Below are 16,431 nucleotides of genomic sequence, written 5' to 3'. Positions count from 1 at the left end.
GGCATGGACCTCGAACAACTTGTCGCGACCATGCCTTTTGCAGTTCACACCGGAATTCAGTTGGACAGCGCGGCACCCGAACAGGTTGTCGGCCATCTGGATTGGGACAGCCACCGCACCACCGCCGGCAACGGAATGCACGGCGGCGCCTTGATGACGCTGGCAGACAGCGTCGGCGCCGTCTGTGCGTTCCTCAATCTTCCGCCCGGTGCAAGCACTTCCACCACCAGTTCGTCGACCGTGTTCACACGCGGGGTCCGCAAGGGCACGGTCACCGCAACCGCCCGCCCTTTGCATGCGGGGCGCAGCACTATCGCGGTCGTGACCGAGATTCGCGACGACGAAGGCCGCCTCGTCGCTCAGGTCACCGCATCACAGGCAGTACTGGGACCGTGAAACTTCCCGCGTACCGCGCTTCGGGCGCCACCCTGCCGTACGGCAATCTGCTTGCCTCCCATGACGTTGCGATGGAGGGTTACTTCTGGCGATTCACGATGCCGGCCAGCGGACGGGTGGTGATCGCGCTCGCCGGTATCAACAAGTCCGACAGTGGCAACTGGTCGACGCTCGGTCTCGCGGCGCATCCGGGCGGATTTCTCCGTACCGCCGAACATCCGCGTGGATCGGCGGATCCCCGCACACTGGGGGCCTACGCCGACAACGTTTTCCGCGGTAACGCCGATCGACTGCAGGTCGATTTCGGCGACAGCCACCTCGACGTGCGGATCAGCAATCAGCGATTCTGGCCGCACCGCCGCTTCGGCGGATCGAGCTACTTCCAATCAGTTCCCGCGCTCAATCAGTACTGGCATCCGTGGCTGCTCGGCGGCCGGGTCGAGGGAAGCGCCGTCATCGACGGACAGAGGTGGGATCTCACCGGAGCGCAGGTGTACGGCGAGAAGAACTGGGGAAAGGGAGGATTCCCGGAATCCTGGTGGTGGGGACAGGCACAGGGGTTCACCGATCCACGAGCCTGCGTGGCGTTTGCCGGCGGACAGGTCAGCGCCGGGCCTCTGCGCACCGAAGTCACCGCCGTCGTTGCTGCGCTACCGGACGGAACGGTATTGCGGCTGGGCAATCCACTGACGTCACAGGTGGAGACAACCGTGTCCGACGATCGCTGGACGCTTCGGGGTTACAGCAGGAAGTGGAGCGTCGACATCGACGGGACCGCGCCCATCGCCGACGCACACATACTTCCTGTTCCGATACCCGCCGAGCGCCGAAACGTGCCCGGAGCGCTCGAGCATCTCGGTGGAACCATGTCGGTCATCGTCCGACGACGCGGAACCATCGTCTGGAAGGACAGGTCGCGATTGGCCGCTCTCGAGCACGGCGGATTGGATCGGGCGCAGGCCGAACTCACTCGGCGGGAACAGCTCTCGCAAGATCGATGAGAGCTGAGGCCGCCGGATTCTTCCCGCCGGAAGCACGCCAGACCAATTCCAGCCGAGACCGCGCTTCCGGTTCGAGATCGATCCGATGCAACTCCCCCACTGCCGACTCGGGAATCACGGCCATTCCCAACCCCTGAGCGGCCAAGGACACGATGATGCCGAGGTTGCTTGCCTCGAGTGCCACCGTCGGCTTCGTGCCGGCCGCGGCACACGCGAAGTCCAGACACGTTCTGATTCCGGTTCCCTCCGGCAGGCAGATGACAGATCGCGTGGCGAGCTCGGCAAACGGCAGAGCCGACACCTCGGCCAGCGGATGATCCGCTGCCACTCCGGCTACCAGTCGCTCGTCGGTGATCACCCTCGACTCGAGCCCTTCCGGCAGTTCGCCCGCCACCCCGATGACGGCTATGTCGAAGGTTCCGTCCAACACTCCGGCAAGCAAGCTGCGCGAGTCGTCCTCGGACAGGGAGATGTCCAGACCGGGGTGTTTGTTGTGCAACCGACTGAGCAGGTCGGTCAGGTCGGCAGACGCGCATGCAGTGACCATCCCCACCGCTACCGAGCCCCTCACCAGTCCGTTCAGGGCGTCGACGACATCTCGGGTGCTCTGAACGGACGCAAGCACAGCGTGGGCATGTGGGAGGACAGCTCGCCCGGCCTCGGTCAGACGAACGGTTCGACCACTCCGATCGAGCAATTCCTGACCCAGCTCACGTTCCAGCCTTTTGACCTGCGCACTCACACCCGGCTGCGCTACGTGAAGCCGCTCGGCGGCGCGAGTGAAGTTGGCTTCCTCCACTACCGTGACGAAGTATTCGAGCTGCCGAAGTTCCATAACTGATAATTCTAGCTTTGAGACAAACTAGATCTTGGACTTATCGTCGGCGGACTCGCAAGATGGAGGCATGACAACAACACATGAAGCTCAGACGGCCGAAACCCCGGAAGACATCGCCCGATTGTTCGTCCAGTTCGCGAACGCCGGAGATGCAGACGCCGTCGCCGGACTCTACGAGGAAAACGCCGTGATGGCGTTTCCACCCGGGTCACTCACTGTGGGAAGGACGGCCATCCGAGACGTCATTTCTCAGATGCTGGCCGCAGCACCGACATTCACCGTCGAGGAAGCGCTACCCACGGTAATCAGCGGCGATCTCGCCATGACCTCGACCAAACCTTCCGACGGGACCGGCGGACGCACTCAGGTGGCACGCCGCCAGCCCGACGGTTCGTGGTTGCGGGTGCTCGACCGACCGGAACTCTGACTGCCCTCTTCGCAGTCAGATGGCCGAAGCACGCCGCATTGCCGCCGCAGGATCGGCGAACAAGGAACTCAGCGACACGACGGTGGACGCGTATTCCTGAACCCGATTGCCGAACCCGGTAATCCGAATGTCCTTACGCTCCAACGAGGATGCCGTCGAGAAGGCCTCGGCGACGTGCGGCACGCCGGCCGGGTAGTCGGTGAAGGCCTGGCCGCCGAGGATCACCCGATCCGGATTGAACAGGTCACGCAACATCGCCACCGTTCGTCCGAGGACGCGTGCTCGATCAACCAGAAGGTCGTGTGCCGGAATGGAACCCGCCGACGCAGCACGGTAGACATCCGCGATCGTCACACGCTCACTGCCCTGGATCACTGCACCCGAAGACAGTGCCTGCGCGACGACAGCGCGGTCGCTGATCGTCGCTTCCAAGCAACCCACCGCACCGCAGGTGCACCGTGCCGACGAACCGGTGGGGAGGTGTGCGATCGAGCCTGGCCCACTGGACGGCGTGTGCACTCGCCCTTCGAAAGTGATTGCGATACCGGCAGTCTCGCGGGCATAGAAGTAGAGCCCGGTGGTTCCCGGCGTCGGGGCCTCGGCGCGGTCGGTGCTGAGCAGAAGTTCCGACGCCGCCATCGCCTCGACGTGGGCGGCAACCGAAACGGGAAGGTCCAAGCCGGCTCCGATGATGGATCCGACTTTGGCGCCCTTCCACCCCAGGCGCGCGTGGTCGACTACTCCGGTAGCCGAATCGACGCGACCGCCGATGGCCACCCCGACCGCGAGCGGACGACGCTTGTGCCACCGCGAGGCGAACGATTTGGCCGAGCGCGCAATGGTGGCAAGCGCAACAGCGGAGTTGGTGGCGGGCGTCGGGATCTCGACGGCACCGAGCACCTTGCCCCGAATGTCGCTGGCGATGATGCTGGTGACGACGGCACCGATGTGGATGCCGACGGTCAGGTACGGCTCGTGATTGACCTCGAACGGAACTCGCGGACGCCCAATGGCGCCGGAAGCTGTCAGGTCTGCGCGTTCGCGCAGGATCCCGAGGTCCAGCAGGCTCGTGACCTGCCGGTTCACGGTGGCAATACTCAGCCCGGACGCTTTGGCCGCGGTATCGCGAGAGAGCGGTCCGCGGGATCGAGCAATGCGCAACACCGTCGCGGACGGACCGTCGGCAATGCGCAGCTCCGGCGCAACTATCTGGGTTCGGGTCCGGGTTCCCGAGAGCGCGGTTCGCGATCGGATGTTCGGAATGGCGGAGATTGTGGGTGTCGACATGGCTGTCCCTTGCAGAAGGAGGAGAAGGCGCACATCTCTGTCGACCGAGAACTCAGCGTTTCCACTGGTCATACGAAGAAATAGACAGAAAAGGCGCAGAAATTAGCTGCAGAAAGAACGGCGGCGACAACACAGCTCTCGCGCCAGAGGCAGACGCGAACCAAGCGCAGCGGTCACATAGGTGACCCGCAAAGCGGCAGGCTGGTCGGTCGACATGGCTCCAAAAGTAGCAGCTTCACCGAGATTCACAAATCAGGTGCGGTAACGATCACACTGAACGCAACCCTGTCGTGGCGAAATCTCGCGTGTTTGGGTGGGCACACTCCCCACGAAAGGTGCACCATGTCTACAGCTTTCGCCAAGCCGACTCTCACGAACACGGCATCAACGAACGGGGTGGCTGCTGACGCCGCTCGCGGCACTGTCACCACCCTCGGCGCGCATATCGGCGCCCGAATCGACGGAATCACTCTCGGCGGGCACCTCGACCCGGCGACGATCTCACTCATCCGACAGGCACTTCTCGAGCACAAGGTGATCTTCTTCCGCGGGCAGGACCACCTCGACAACGATTCGCAGTACGAGTTCGCCCAGCTACTGGGCACCCCGACCACTGCCCACCCCACGGTGAAGTCGCACGGCGCAAAAGTTCTGCCCATCGATTCGGACCTGGGCAAGGCCAACAGCTGGCACACCGACGTCACCTTCGTCGATCGCATCCCCAAGGCCTCGATCCTGCGCGCGGTGCAGCTCCCCGAGTACGGCGGTTCCACCACGTGGGCGTCGGGGGTAGCCGCGTACAACGGACTGCCGGATCCGCTCAAGGCACTCGCGGAGAACCTCTGGGCCCGTCACACGAACGTCTACGACTACGCGGCCACCAGCGCCGAGCGGCTCACCGAAGATCGCACGGCCGCCTACCGCGAGGAGTTCCAGTCCACGTACTTCGAGACGGAACACCCGGTGGTGCGTGTACACCCCGAAACCGGAGAGCGCACGCTCGTCCTCGGGCATTTTGTCAAGAACTTCGTCGGGTTGAGCACCGAACAGTCGAACGGTGTGTTCAAGCTCTTGCAGGATCACGCCATCAAGCTCGAGTACACGACGCGGTGGAACTGGGCGGCGGGTGACGTCGCGATCTGGGACAACCGCGCCACCCAGCATTACGCGATCGCCGACTACGACGACCAGTACCGCCGTCTGGAGCGCATCACACTTGCCGGTGACATTCCGGTCAACATCCACGGGGAACGAAGCCGGAGCATAGCCGGCGACGCTTCCGAATACTCGGTTATCGAAGGTGCCTCGACCAACTCATGACGCACGCAGATTCCGCCCTTCCGCCGCACGCGCGCGGCTACGAAGGCTTCGAAGGTCGAATCGGCCGCACTGCAGCCGATTCGACCCCGTCGTGGCCCACCGCCACGGCCCCGGCTCCCGGCTCACCCAACATCGTCGTGGTTCTGATCGACGACATGGGATACAGCGACATCGGGCCGTTCGGCTCCGAGATCGAGACTCCGACCCTCGATCGCCTTGCTGCGCAGGGTATTCGAATGACCAACTATCACACGACGCCCCTCTGCTCGCCGTCGCGCGCCGCTCTTCTCACCGGCCTCAATCCGCACCGCGCCGGGTACGGTTTCGTCGCCAACGCCGATCCGGGATACCCCGGACTGCGCCTGGAATTGGCCGACGACGTACAGACACTCCCCGAAATCCTCCGCGGCGCAGGCTATGCCACCTATGCGGTGGGCAAGTGGCATCTCGTGCGCGACGCAAACCTCGCCCCGGGACGAAGTCGTGACTCCTGGCCGACTCAGCGCGGATTCGATCGCTACTACGGCTCTCTCGAAGGACTGAACTCCTTCTACTACCCCAATCAACTGATCTCCGACAATTCAGTGGTCGACGTCGACGAGTATCCCGAGGGCTACTACCTCACCGACGATCTGACCGACAAGGCCGTCGGGTACATCAAGGACCTTCGCGCCCACGATCAGGACAAGCCGTTCTTCCTTTACTTCGCACACGTCGCCATGCACGGACCGTTGCAGGCCAAGCCCGCCGATCAGGCGAAATACCGTGGTCGATACGACGAGGGCTGGGATCGAATCCGCGAGTCGCGGTTCGCCTCTCAACTCCTGCAAGGACTCTTTCCGGAGGGGACACGGCAGGCACCACGAAACTCCGAACCCGGTTTCGACGTGCCCGAATGGGATTCGCTCACGCCGGAGGTGCGGTCTCGGTTCGCCCGCTACATGGAGGTGTACGCGGCGATGGTCGACTCGATCGATCAGAGCGTCGGACGCATTGTCGACACCCTGGACGAACTGGGCGAGCTCGACAACACGATCATCGTCTTCACCTCGGACAACGGCGGCACCGCCGAGGGCGGTTCGGACGGGACTCGAAGCTACTTCGCGCAGTTCGCGCATATCCAGGATCCAGACTGGGTCGGCGATGTCCCCCACGACGAATCCCTCATCGGCGGACCTGAATTGGGCGTGCACTATCCACGTGGATGGGGGCAGACGTCCAACACCCCCTTCCGGTTCTACAAAGGGCAATCCTTTGCCGGTGGAATCCGTGTTCCCTTCCTCCTGTCCTGGCCCGCGGGACTGAAACCCGAAGCGGGCGACAACGGGATCCGCGACCAGTTCGCGTATGTCACCGACCTGGCGCCGACGCTTCTCGAACTGGCCGGAATCGAAACCCCCACCGTGCGAAACGGGCTTCCTGTCAAGGAGTTCGACGGCGCGTCGAGCGCGCCGGTTCTGCGTTCACCCACCGCTCCGAGTACCCACACCGAGCAGTACACCGAGGTGACCGGAATCCGCGGCTACTACAAGGACGGATGGAAACTGCTGGCGCTCGCTCCAGCTGACATCGACAAACCGCACTGGCAATTGTTCGACGTCCGAGCCGACCCGACCGAGCTCGACGACCTCGCATCACGGTTTCCCGACAAGGTTCGCGAACTCGCCGAGGCCTGGGACCACTCGGCGTGGGCGAACACCGTATTTCCACTGCTCGGCAACACCGTCGGCGCGGTCCGCCGTCCAGAGGAAGAGGCGCTCTCACACCCGGTGCGACTACTTGCCGGAACGCCTCCACTCGAGCGCTACCGCTCATCCAAACTGATCGGGTTCCGTGACTTCGACATCACGATCGAACTCGACGGCTACCGCGAAGGCGACGCCGGTGTCCTTGTTGCCCATGGTGATCCGCAGGGTGGATATCTTCTGTACGTCGAGGACGGGCACCTGCATCTCGGGTACAACGCGTTCGGTTCCTACTCCGTGGTCGATGCGGGCCCGTTGGCGGTCGGCACCAAGCGCATCGACGTGTCCGTGACGGTGGTACCGCGGTTGCGCTGGGACCTCCACGTCAGCGTCGACGGCGTCCACGCCGGTCAACTGCTGGGTCAGGTACAACTGGTCGGGATGGCGCCGTGGACCGGCATCTCGGTCGGGGTCGACGCCCGAGGACCTGTGTCGTGGGAAGTACGACGACGCCACGGACCGTTCCGGTACAGCGGGGCGCTGCGCGCCGTCACCTACACCCCTGGCCCGGTCAAGGTACCGCGTCGTCACATTGAATCCATCGAACGGGAAGCAGAGTATGCCGCCGACTAGCCCTACGATTGCATCATGACCATTTCTTCCGATGCCCGCATCGCCGTAGTCACCGGAGCCAGCTCCGGAATCGGTGAGGCCACCGCCCGCACCCTGGCAGCTCAGGGATTCCATGTCGTGATCGGTGCTCGCCGCGTCGATCGTCTCGAGAAGATCGCCGAGGAAATCGGTGGTACCGCGCTCGAACTCGACGTCACCGACGAGGATTCCGTCGACGCATTTGCCGCCGTGGTCCCCCGTGTCGACGTGCTGGTCAACAACGCCGGTGGTGCGAAGGGCCTGGCGACGGTCCTGGACGCCGATCTGGACGACTGGCGATGGATGTGGGAGACCAATGTCCTGGGCACGTTGCGTGTGACGAAAGCACTGCTGCCCAAGCTGATCGATTCGGGTGACGGTCTGGTCGTGACCATCACGTCGGTAGCGGCGCTGGAGGCATACGACAACGGTTCGGGCTACACCACGGCCAAGCACGCTCAAGCCGTCCTTCATCGGACATTGCGCGGTGAACTCTTGGGTAAGCCCGTTCGTCTGACCGAAATCGCGCCCGGAGCAGTGGAGACCGAATTCTCACTCGTCCGGTTCGAAGGTGATCAGGACAAGGCCGACAAGGTGTACGAGGGAATCACACCGTTGGTGGCGCAGGACATCGCCGAGATCATCGGTTTCGTCGCGTCCAGGCCGTCACACGTGAACCTCGATCAGATTGTCGTCAAGCCGCGGGATCAGGCAAGCCCCGGTCGGTTCCACCGCACCACCAGCTAGTTCGAACAACTCTGGCTACCAGTCCGAATCGCCCGGTGCAGGACGAGGCCGAGATTGCGTGCAATCTCGGCCTCCGTCATTTCCGTGGAAGCGCTGCGGGCACTCACGGTTTCACCGGCGGTGATGATGTACCGACCGTCACCGGCATAGTCGTACCAGTGGAAAGTCATGCCGTCGTCGGTCGGCCTGCTGTCGACGGCTCCGCCCGGATATACGGTGACTTCACCGATCGAGGTCCGCTCTCGGCCGAAGAACCTGCTCACTTCCTCACTCGCTCGCGCACCGTCGACACTGCGCAGAAACCCCTGTTTACCATTAGGTTTCGACGTTTCGATGCTCACCCCACGCTCCGATCCGGCGGGGCAGGTCGGCAGGTGATCGACGAGCATCCGTGGAATTGCCGATGGCCGTGCCACGGTGAGAACCACGTCGGAGCCACAGTCGACAGTCCTGCCGGGCAGTTGAGCCAGGAGCACACCCAGGTCGCCGGCGACAGCGCCGTGCAATCGCGTCGCCGTACTCATTTTCTGTCCGTGAAAACCGGAAACCTCCACGCGAGCATCAGGATTCGCAAGAACACCGAGAACGTGATGCAGCCGATCGTCGAGAACGCAAGACAGGTGCGCTCCCGCTCGACGACGCTGCGCCCTCAGCTCGTCCATGGTTTCGGCCGCCGGACGAAATCGCAGCGGGTACGGGAGTCGGTCGCGTCCGATCGTTTCCCAGAGGATCGAGAATTCGAGGCCTGTGAACTGCCACCGCGTGGTCGTCATTCGCCCAACACCGCCGGAGAGACCATGGGCAGGTCGCCGATCAGGGTGTTGCCGTTCTCGACCGTGACGAGGTAGCCGGGGGTGTCGTGAACGGTGTCTTCGTCGTGTCCTTGTCCGCGTCCCGGTGCCATGCCACCGACGCCACCCATCGCGCCCCGACCGCTCTGCGCGCCCGTCGCCGAAGTACCGCCAGTTCCGTTGACTCCCCCACGTCCACCACCGGCGAGGCCGCCGGAGCCGCCAGGCCCGAGAGCGCCACCTCCGGTTCCGACAGGCCCGAAGCCGCCGGTACCGATTCCACCTGCGGAACCACCACCCGAACCGCTACCCATGAGGCCTGAAGGCACTCCGGAACCGAGCTGGGCACCATTCGGAGTTGGACCTGCCAGGCCACCTGGCGCTGCACCGGACGGCAGTGGGCCGGCATGTGCCGCGGCAGTCCCGGCCGGGCCGGAATCGTGTGCGAACCGGGCAGCATCGGCACCCGAATTCCCTTGGGCATCAACGCCGCTACGGTTGTCACCAGGTTCGGAAGCGGTGCCGGGTGGGTTCTGACCGGAACCGTCTCCGGCCGGGTTTGCACCGCCGAGGTGTCCACCGTCCGCTCCTCCACCAACTCCGCCACCCGATGTAAATGGCGCGCCGAGTCCGTTCCCCGAACCCGACGTGTTCCCGCCGCCGGAACCACCGCCACCGAATGCGCCGCCCCCAGCCCCTCCACTGCCAGCCCCTCCACTGCCGGTGACCGGATTGAACGCGGCCGGGAGGATGGGCACCTGGTCGTCCGCACGCTTCATGTACGGCAGATACACGTCCTTCATCACCTGACGCGCTTGACGTTCGGCTTCTTCCGCTTCGTATTGGGCCTGCTTCCACGTAGCCCCGGGAACCATGCTGAGGATCATCTCGACCGTCGAGGCGCCGTCGGGTGCCGGAATCGAGCGTTTGGCCTCGTGGAGTGCGATCTTCGCCTCCTCGATCTTGTTCGAGATCAGGTCGACCCGCACCTTCAGCTCACCCGCATCTGCCGAGTAGGCCAGCACGGCTTCCAACGCCGCCGAGCCGCCCCGCCCCTGCCAGCCTTCGGTGATCGCGCCGTTCACATCGCTCCGGAACTTCCCGATGCCGGCTTCCACCCGACCGGCAATTGCCTTCCAGGCCTCGCCGATTGCGCTCAGGGTTGCCGGATCCATCTCGTTGACGTGATCGAAGATTTCGGAGTGCGACATCGCGTCGAACGGATCGTCGTCCACGATTGCATGTTCGCTGTACTGCAGCGACGAGGTCTGAGCGGAGAGGGCATCGCGCTCGCCCCAGGCCCGTGCGCGCTCCGCATCGGCGTCAGCAGTCGCAGCAGCCATCTCGTCGTCGAACGCTCCGCGGTCGTCGGTCACGGATTGAACCAGCGCAGATGTAGCGATTGCGCTAGCGATGGGAGTGCCGACAACTGGCAATGCCGCCACGCCGGGAGGCACGGCCCGCGTCGCTTCGGAGATCCTTCCCAGCACGTCTTCCAGAAATGGAATGCCCACCGCTGTCCCCCTGAAGTCGAAAATCCCCGTCAGACTCCCCGAGCCGACAGCACTTACCTGTACTGACGGATGCAGAGCACGGACGGTTCCCTTCGTCCACCGATTTCTCGGTTCACAGCAGGAGAAATCTAAGCCAGTGCAGACATCGACTTCCAGGTCGGCAGATCGATCGCCCAGTCGTAGATGTCGCCGTCCGCAGGAGACAGGTCGATCGACGTGCCGGTTACCTCGACGGGGTCACCGTAGAGGGCCGTTCCGAAGTACTCCTGCGCGTCGGACGTCGACAGATTGATGCAACCGTTCGTGACGTTCGACGAGCCCTGCACCCCGGTGGTTTCAGGATTGGCGTGGATGAATTCGCCGTTGTTGGAGATGCGCACCGCCCAACGCTCACGCACGTTCTCGTAGAACGGCGGATTGGACATCATGAAGTCTTCGTACTTCTCCGTCACCATGTGAATGCCGCTGCGCGTGACGTTTCGAGGTTCGTTTCCCTCGCCGTAGCTGACGGGAATGTCCATGATCGTCTGACCGTCGCGCACCACCTGCATGCGGTGGCTCGGCGCGTTCGCCTTGACGATCTGGCTACGACCGATCGTGAAGTCGAGCGTGAGATCCTGGTCACCGAAGGCGCCACCGCCGTAGTTCAGGCCGTAGAGCTTGGCGTCCAGATGGACAGTTGTGCCCGGCACCCAGTAATCGGCCGGACGCCAATGGGCCCGTGATCCGCCGTTGTCGTCGGCCAGCCATGCCCACGATCCGGCGGTGGGCGGCACGGTGGTCACGACAAGCGCCTTCTCGACGGCCGCCTTGTCGACGACGGAGTTGTCGAACTGCAACGTGATCGGTGCCGCGATACCAACTTCCTGGCCGTCGGCGATGTTGAGGGTGGCGCCGGTGGTCGACTCCGGGGCAACCGTCGTGAAGCTCCCCTGAACCGGCACCGCTTTGCCGTCGGTTCCGGTTGCCGTACCCGACCACGAATACGTGGTGCCGTAGCCGAGTGCCTCACTGACGGTGAAGGTTGTCTTGTCAGGCGACAGTTGCCCGGCGACGGCCTTACCGGCCGCGTTGCTGAGATTGACGTCCGACAGTGTCCCCTGGGTCACCGCTACCGAGACGGGAGCTACCGGGCTGACGTCTTTGGTGCCTGGTGCGGGCGTCGACACCACGGTCGCGACCGGGGCCGGTTCGGCGGCGGCCGCGCCGCCCTGTCCGTCCTTGCCGCCGATCGTGCAGCCGACTACGGCCACCATCACAGCGAGTAAGACAGCTACCAACGCAACAAGACGCGAACGACTTCTCCGACCACCCAGCTCATGCACTTCAACAGGCTACCTGCGGGCTCTGTCAGGAATCAGATGGTGCAGCCCACAGTTACCGGTTCCGGTTCCAGCCGGACGCCGAACGCGACCTCGACGCCGTCGCGCACTGTCTGCGCGAGCGAGACCACATCCGCACTTGTTGCGGACCCTCTGTTGGTCAACGCCAAGGTGTGTTTGGTCGACAGCCTGGCCGGTGCATCTTCGCCGGGATAACCCTTCGAGAATCCGGCCCGTTCGATCAACCATCCGGCCGAGAGCTTGGTTCCACCACTGCCGGGGAACTGTGGCACGGTGACGTCTCCGAGCTGTTCGGTGATGGCCCCGAGCACAGCAGGCAGCTCCGCGTCCGGCACCACGGGGTTGGTGAAGAAGGAACCCGCGCTCCAGGTGTCGTGGTCGTACGGATCGAGGACCATCGCCTTACCGGTCCGCAACCCCAGAACTGCCTCGCGGACCTGCGACGCAGGCAACCGCGCGCCTTCCTCGGCGCCGAGTGCAGTGAACAGTTCGCGGTACGCGAGCGGGGCGCTCAACCCGTCGGTCGACGCGTCGAATTCGACGGCCAGAACCAGTGCTGCATCCGAATGCTTGAGAACGCTCGACCGATAACCCAATTCGAGTGTCGACGGTTCGACCCACGACACTTCCCCGCTGCGTCGGTCGAGCAATTGAACCTGCCGAAGCCGCGAGCCCACCTCGACGCCGTACGCGCCGACGTTCTGCACCGGCGTCGCACCAGTCGAGCCCGGAATCCCGGACAGACATTCGAGGCCGCCCAGTTCCGCGGCGACGGATTGGCCGACTACTTCGTCCCACACTGCGCCCGCTTCGGCGACGACGCGGTCCGTGTCGAGGCTCACGGTGGTGTTGGCCACACGAACGACAACTCCGTCGAATCCCGCGTCGGAGATCACGAGATTGGACCCGCCGGCGAGAATCAGCGTCGGGATCTGCTCGCGATCGAGCAGCGTCACGACGTCGATCAACGACTGCGTCGTCGGGCATTCGGCGAGCAGCCGCGCCGGTCCCCCGATTCGGAGCGTCGTCAATCCCGACAAGTCAACGTTCTCGGACACGAAAGCGCCTGATTCCACGACGCGTCTGCCAATGGTTACGTCCCACACATCGATAAACGGTAGCCTCCACAATCGTGAGCCGTCGCATCGAGCATTCGTCGAAGTACACAGTCCCCGCCGAGAAGGTCCATGAGGCGGTGACCTCCGAGCAGTACTGGCGCGACCGAATCGTCGCTGTCGGCGGTCCCGGCGCAACGATCGAAGAGCTGACCGTGCGCGACGAGACCGTCGCGGTCACGATGTCGCAGATCATTGCCGCCGAACATCTCCCGAGCATGGTGTCGAAGGTTGTCAACGGCGACATCGTCATCAAACGCAGCGAAACGATGGCGCCGTTCAAGGACGGCAAGGCCACTGGCACCTTCTCCGCCCACGTCGACGGCGTTCCCGCCCGTATCGAGGGCACTCAGGTCCTGACGGGTGACGAGAACTCCGCCACTCTCGAGATCGACGGTGAGGTCGAGGTCAAGATCCCGTTCCTCGGCGGAAAGATCGAAAGCGCGATTGTCGACGAGGTTGTCCGGCTCATCCAGGCCGAGCAGGACTTCACCCGGGAGTGGATCGCGAAGTAATTCGCTGCGGCGGCGACAGTTTGTCGATACAGCCAATTTGCCTTGTCACAACGCGTAACCGGTATTCTTTCCGATCATGGCTCGCCGCATCGACTACTCCGCCCGCTATCAGCACTCCCCCGAGCAGGTCTACGCGGCGCTGGCGGACCGCTCGTACTGGGAGGCCCGCGTCGACGAGATGCGCAAGCATTCCGAGAACCATGTCGAACATTTCGAGGTCACCGACTCCGGAATCGATCTCGTGCTCCACCACATTCTTCCGCGTACCGATTTGCCGGACATCGCACAGACTGTGATGAAGAAGGACCTGGTCATCACCCGTAAGGAGTCGTACGGCGCCTTCGGTGACACCGTGACCGGCACATACGAGGCTTCGATCCCGGCCGGTCCGGGAAGTCTGTCCGGAACCATGGAGTTGTTCGCCACCGATACCGGGTCCACGCTGCGAACCACGTCCGAGGCCAAGGTATTCATACCGTTCATCGGCGCGAAGTTGGAACAGCTCATGCTCATCAACCTCGTCGATCTGTTCCGCACCGAAGCTCAGGTCACGGCGACGTGGCTCGCCGCTCGCTGAAGCCGTCGTGAAGAAGGCTCCACCCCCGAAGATCGAGGGGGTCATCACCCGTGGCACGACGGGGATCAACCGACTACGCCGTAGTGACCGGTGGATCGTCCACAACCGGACGATTGCGCATGCCCTGAACAACGCGGCCGATCCGTTGATCGTCGACCTCGGATACGGAGCGAGGCCGGACACCACCTTCGAGATGGCAAGCCGCCTCACCGCTGTCCGGCGGGATCGACGCGTCATCGGGCTCGAGATCGACCCTGCGCGCGTGGTCGAGAGTCGTGACGGTGTCAGCTTCGCCCGTGGTGGATTCGAACTGGCCGGTCTCACACCCGTTTTCGTGCGCGCCTTCAACGTGCTCCGGCAGTACCCGGAGGACGCCGTGGGTTCGGCCTGGTCGCACATCCAGTCCGGCCTCGCACCAGGCGGACTGCTACTCGACGGAACCTGCGACGAACTCGGGAGGCGTTGCGCCTGGGTGCTTCTCGACGCCGATCGTCCCTTGACCCTGACACTGGCATGGGATCCCTTCGACATCGATCGCCCTTCCGACATCGCGGAACGTCTCCCGAAGGCCCTCATCCACCGCAACGTTCCGGGCGAGCCGATCCATGCACTGCTCAGCGCCGCCGATCGAGCCTGGGCAACTGCCGCGCCGCACGCCTCCTTCGGCCCTCGCCACCGCTGGGCCGCTGCCTTGGAGATTCTTCGGGCGCAGGGAATTCCCGTTCAGCCGGCGCGACGTCGCCTTCGCGACTGCATCTTGACGGTGCCCTGGCATGTGGTGGCGCCGAACCCCTGAAGTCGCCGACGTGAAACGCCCCGCCGCGGAGGTTCTCTCCGCGGCGGGGCGTCTTCGTGCAAGCGTCGGGCTAGGACCCGAAGATGTTTTCCAGGCTTCCGAGCGAACCGGTCGAACTGCCGCCGTTGCCGGGCTCTCCGCCGTCGGACTCTGCCGTGACCTTGACGGTGACTGCAGTCTGGGTCTCGGAACCGAGGTAGCCGTCGGTTCCGCTGAACACCGCGGTGATTCGGCGATCACCGAGTTCGGTGAAGGTATGCGAGAGCGTGGCCTTGCCGTTCACTACCGCAACCGGTCCGCCGATCGGGGTGGTTCCGTCCATGAACTGGACCGTTCCCGCACTGAGCGTAGGAACAACTGCCGCAACAAGATCGACCTTCGCGCCCTTGACCGCTGACGTCGGAGCGCTCACGGTGATGGACGTTTCCTGATCCTCCGCAGCCGGAGCTGTGACCGAAACCGTTTGCGCGGCCGAGGTAGAGGTGAGGAATCCTGCTGCACCCGAGTACACCGCCGTGATGTCGTGAGTGCCAACGCTCGCGAACTCGTGCATGATCGACGCTTTGCCGTCGACGACCGGCACCGCCGAGCCGAGATTGCCCGAGCCGTCCTTGAACTGCACCGTGCCACCCACCGGCGACGGAGTGACCGTCACGGAGAGACCCACTGCCGTACCGGTTTTCGCATCCGCCGGAACGGTCAAGACCGTCTCGGTCTGCTGGTCGGTGGGAGCCGGCGCCTTGACGTTCACAGTCTGGGTGTTCGACGTCGACCCCAGGTAGTTGCCCGAACCCGAGAATACTGCGGTGATGCTGTACTCGCCCGCCACGTTGAAGGTCGGCATGGTTGTCGCCTTACCCGCGGCGTCCACTGGAACCGAGGGGCCCAGATCCCTGCCACCTTCCTTGAACTGCACGGTGCCACCTGCAGCACCGGTAGAGACCGAGGCAGTGAACGACAATGCCTCTCCGGTCGAAGCGGTCGACGGACCGACGAGAGTGGTCGTGGTGTTCTCCTCGACCACCACCGGAGCGACCGTCAAAGCATGCGGCGCTGACGTCGAGGTTTGGTAGACGCCGGAACCGGAGTACACCGCCACGATCGAATGTGCGCCTTCTGCATAGGAATTCGCCAGTGACGCCTTGCCGTTGGCGTCGACCGTAACAGCGCCGCCGAGGTCGGTTGCACCGTCCTTGAACTGCACCGTTCCGCCCTCCGGGACAGGAGAGACCGAAGCCTCGAGGGTCACGGACTCACCTGCGACCGCACTCGCGGGACCGGTAATCGTGGTGGCGGTGTTCTTGTCGGCTTCGGACACGACGACGTCGATTGCCGACGACGTGGAGGTCGCTACTTTGGCATTACCGAGATATTTGGCCGTCACGCTGTGCGTCCGGACGTCAGCAGCTGTCCAGGCAAGTGTTGCAA

General features: G+C 63.9%; 16 protein-coding genes. 9 read left to right on the top strand and 7 right to left on the bottom strand.

What is annotated here, in order from left to right; translation table 11 throughout:
• Positions 1-3 precede the first annotated feature (3 nt).
• Entirely contained in the window at positions 4-396 is a 393-nt protein-coding gene (locus DBV08_RS16735; RefSeq protein WP_124568177.1) for a PaaI family thioesterase, read from the top strand.
• Positions 393-1,397, top strand: coding sequence for a tocopherol cyclase family protein (locus DBV08_RS16730; protein WP_124568176.1), 1,005 nt, complete (start codon positions 393-395; stop codon positions 1,395-1,397). Before DBV08_RS16735 ends, DBV08_RS16730 begins: the two co-directional genes overlap by 4 nt.
• Here the strand turns inward: DBV08_RS16730 and DBV08_RS16725 are convergent.
• On the bottom strand, positions 1,363-2,232 hold the full coding sequence (locus DBV08_RS16725; protein WP_124568175.1) for a LysR family transcriptional regulator: 870 nt from the start codon (positions 2,230-2,232) through the stop codon (positions 1,363-1,365). The two genes, DBV08_RS16730 and DBV08_RS16725, sit on opposite strands and share 35 nt — an antisense overlap.
• 70 nt (positions 2,233-2,302) lie before the next feature.
• Here DBV08_RS16725 and DBV08_RS16720 point away from each other — a divergent pair, with 70 nt between their 5' ends.
• Entirely contained in the window at positions 2,303-2,662 is a 360-nt protein-coding gene (locus DBV08_RS16720; RefSeq protein ID WP_124568174.1) for a nuclear transport factor 2 family protein, read from the top strand.
• Between the two features lie 15 nt (positions 2,663-2,677).
• On the opposite strand, the gene DBV08_RS16715 is transcribed toward DBV08_RS16720, so the two are convergent.
• Entirely contained in the window at positions 2,678-3,949 is a 1,272-nt protein-coding gene (locus DBV08_RS16715; protein WP_124568173.1) for an ROK family transcriptional regulator, read from the bottom strand.
• Between the two features lie 342 nt (positions 3,950-4,291).
• Between DBV08_RS16715 and DBV08_RS16710 the strand changes: the two genes are divergently transcribed.
• From DBV08_RS16710 to DBV08_RS16700, 3 genes are read left to right on the top strand one after another with little or no spacing between them, the layout of a single operon-like run.
• Complete coding sequence (locus DBV08_RS16710; protein WP_095970394.1) at positions 4,292-5,269, top strand: TauD/TfdA family dioxygenase; 978 nt, start codon at positions 4,292-4,294, stop codon at positions 5,267-5,269.
• The gene (locus DBV08_RS16705; RefSeq protein WP_124568172.1) at positions 5,266-7,587 is read left to right on the top strand and encodes an arylsulfatase; all 2,322 of its coding nucleotides are present in this window, start codon (positions 5,266-5,268) and stop codon (positions 7,585-7,587) included. Before DBV08_RS16710 ends, DBV08_RS16705 begins: the two co-directional genes overlap by 4 nt.
• Positions 7,588-7,602: 15 nt before the next feature.
• The gene (locus DBV08_RS16700) at positions 7,603-8,352 is read left to right on the top strand and encodes an SDR family NAD(P)-dependent oxidoreductase (RefSeq protein ID WP_095970396.1); all 750 of its coding nucleotides are present in this window, start codon (positions 7,603-7,605) and stop codon (positions 8,350-8,352) included.
• Here DBV08_RS16700 and DBV08_RS16695 read toward each other — a convergent pair.
• From DBV08_RS16695 to DBV08_RS16680, 4 genes are all read right to left on the bottom strand, one after another.
• Positions 8,349-9,125, bottom strand: a complete 777-nt coding sequence (locus tag DBV08_RS16695; RefSeq protein WP_124568171.1) for an ESX secretion-associated protein EspG — start codon at positions 9,123-9,125, stop codon at positions 8,349-8,351. The two genes, DBV08_RS16700 and DBV08_RS16695, sit on opposite strands and share 4 nt — an antisense overlap.
• Positions 9,122-10,657: a hypothetical protein gene (locus DBV08_RS16690; RefSeq protein WP_124568170.1), complete on the bottom strand. Its 1,536-nt coding sequence runs from the start codon at positions 10,655-10,657 to the stop codon at positions 9,122-9,124. Before DBV08_RS16690 ends, DBV08_RS16695 begins: the two co-directional genes overlap by 4 nt.
• A 128-nt stretch (positions 10,658-10,785) precedes the next feature.
• Positions 10,786-11,982, bottom strand: coding sequence for an Ig-like domain-containing protein (locus tag DBV08_RS16685; protein WP_095970399.1), 1,197 nt, complete (start codon positions 11,980-11,982; stop codon positions 10,786-10,788).
• 32 nt (positions 11,983-12,014) lie between these two features.
• A complete protein-coding gene (locus tag DBV08_RS16680; RefSeq protein WP_124568169.1) occupies positions 12,015-13,058 on the bottom strand; it encodes a UDP-N-acetylmuramate dehydrogenase in 1,044 nt (347 codons plus the stop codon).
• A 74-nt stretch (positions 13,059-13,132) separates the two neighbouring features.
• Between DBV08_RS16680 and DBV08_RS16675 the strand changes: the two genes are divergently transcribed.
• The 3 genes from DBV08_RS16675 (at position 13,133) to DBV08_RS16665 (ending at position 15,003) form a co-directional block, all read left to right on the top strand.
• The gene (locus DBV08_RS16675) at positions 13,133-13,630 is read left to right on the top strand and encodes a DUF2505 domain-containing protein (RefSeq protein WP_095970400.1); all 498 of its coding nucleotides are present in this window, start codon (positions 13,133-13,135) and stop codon (positions 13,628-13,630) included.
• Positions 13,631-13,706: 76 nt separating this feature from the next.
• Positions 13,707-14,207, top strand: coding sequence for a DUF2505 domain-containing protein (locus DBV08_RS16670; RefSeq protein WP_095970401.1), 501 nt, complete (start codon positions 13,707-13,709; stop codon positions 14,205-14,207).
• Between the two features lie 7 nt (positions 14,208-14,214).
• Complete coding sequence (locus DBV08_RS16665; protein WP_095970402.1) at positions 14,215-15,003, top strand: SAM-dependent methyltransferase; 789 nt, start codon at positions 14,215-14,217, stop codon at positions 15,001-15,003.
• A 70-nt stretch (positions 15,004-15,073) separates the two neighbouring features.
• On the opposite strand, the gene DBV08_RS16660 is transcribed toward DBV08_RS16665, so the two are convergent.
• Positions 15,074-16,431 (bottom strand): Ig-like domain-containing protein (locus tag DBV08_RS16660; RefSeq protein WP_148090786.1); only part of this gene is annotated, 1,358 nt, incomplete at its 5' end.

Origin of the sequence: Rhodococcus sp. KBW08, assembly GCF_003852455.1 — a bacterium.
Classification (GTDB): domain Bacteria; phylum Actinomycetota; class Actinomycetes; order Mycobacteriales; family Mycobacteriaceae; genus Rhodococcus_F; species Rhodococcus_F baikonurensis.
Note: the sequence above shows the minus strand (reverse complement) of the source record. Positions and strands in the feature narration are given on the sequence as shown.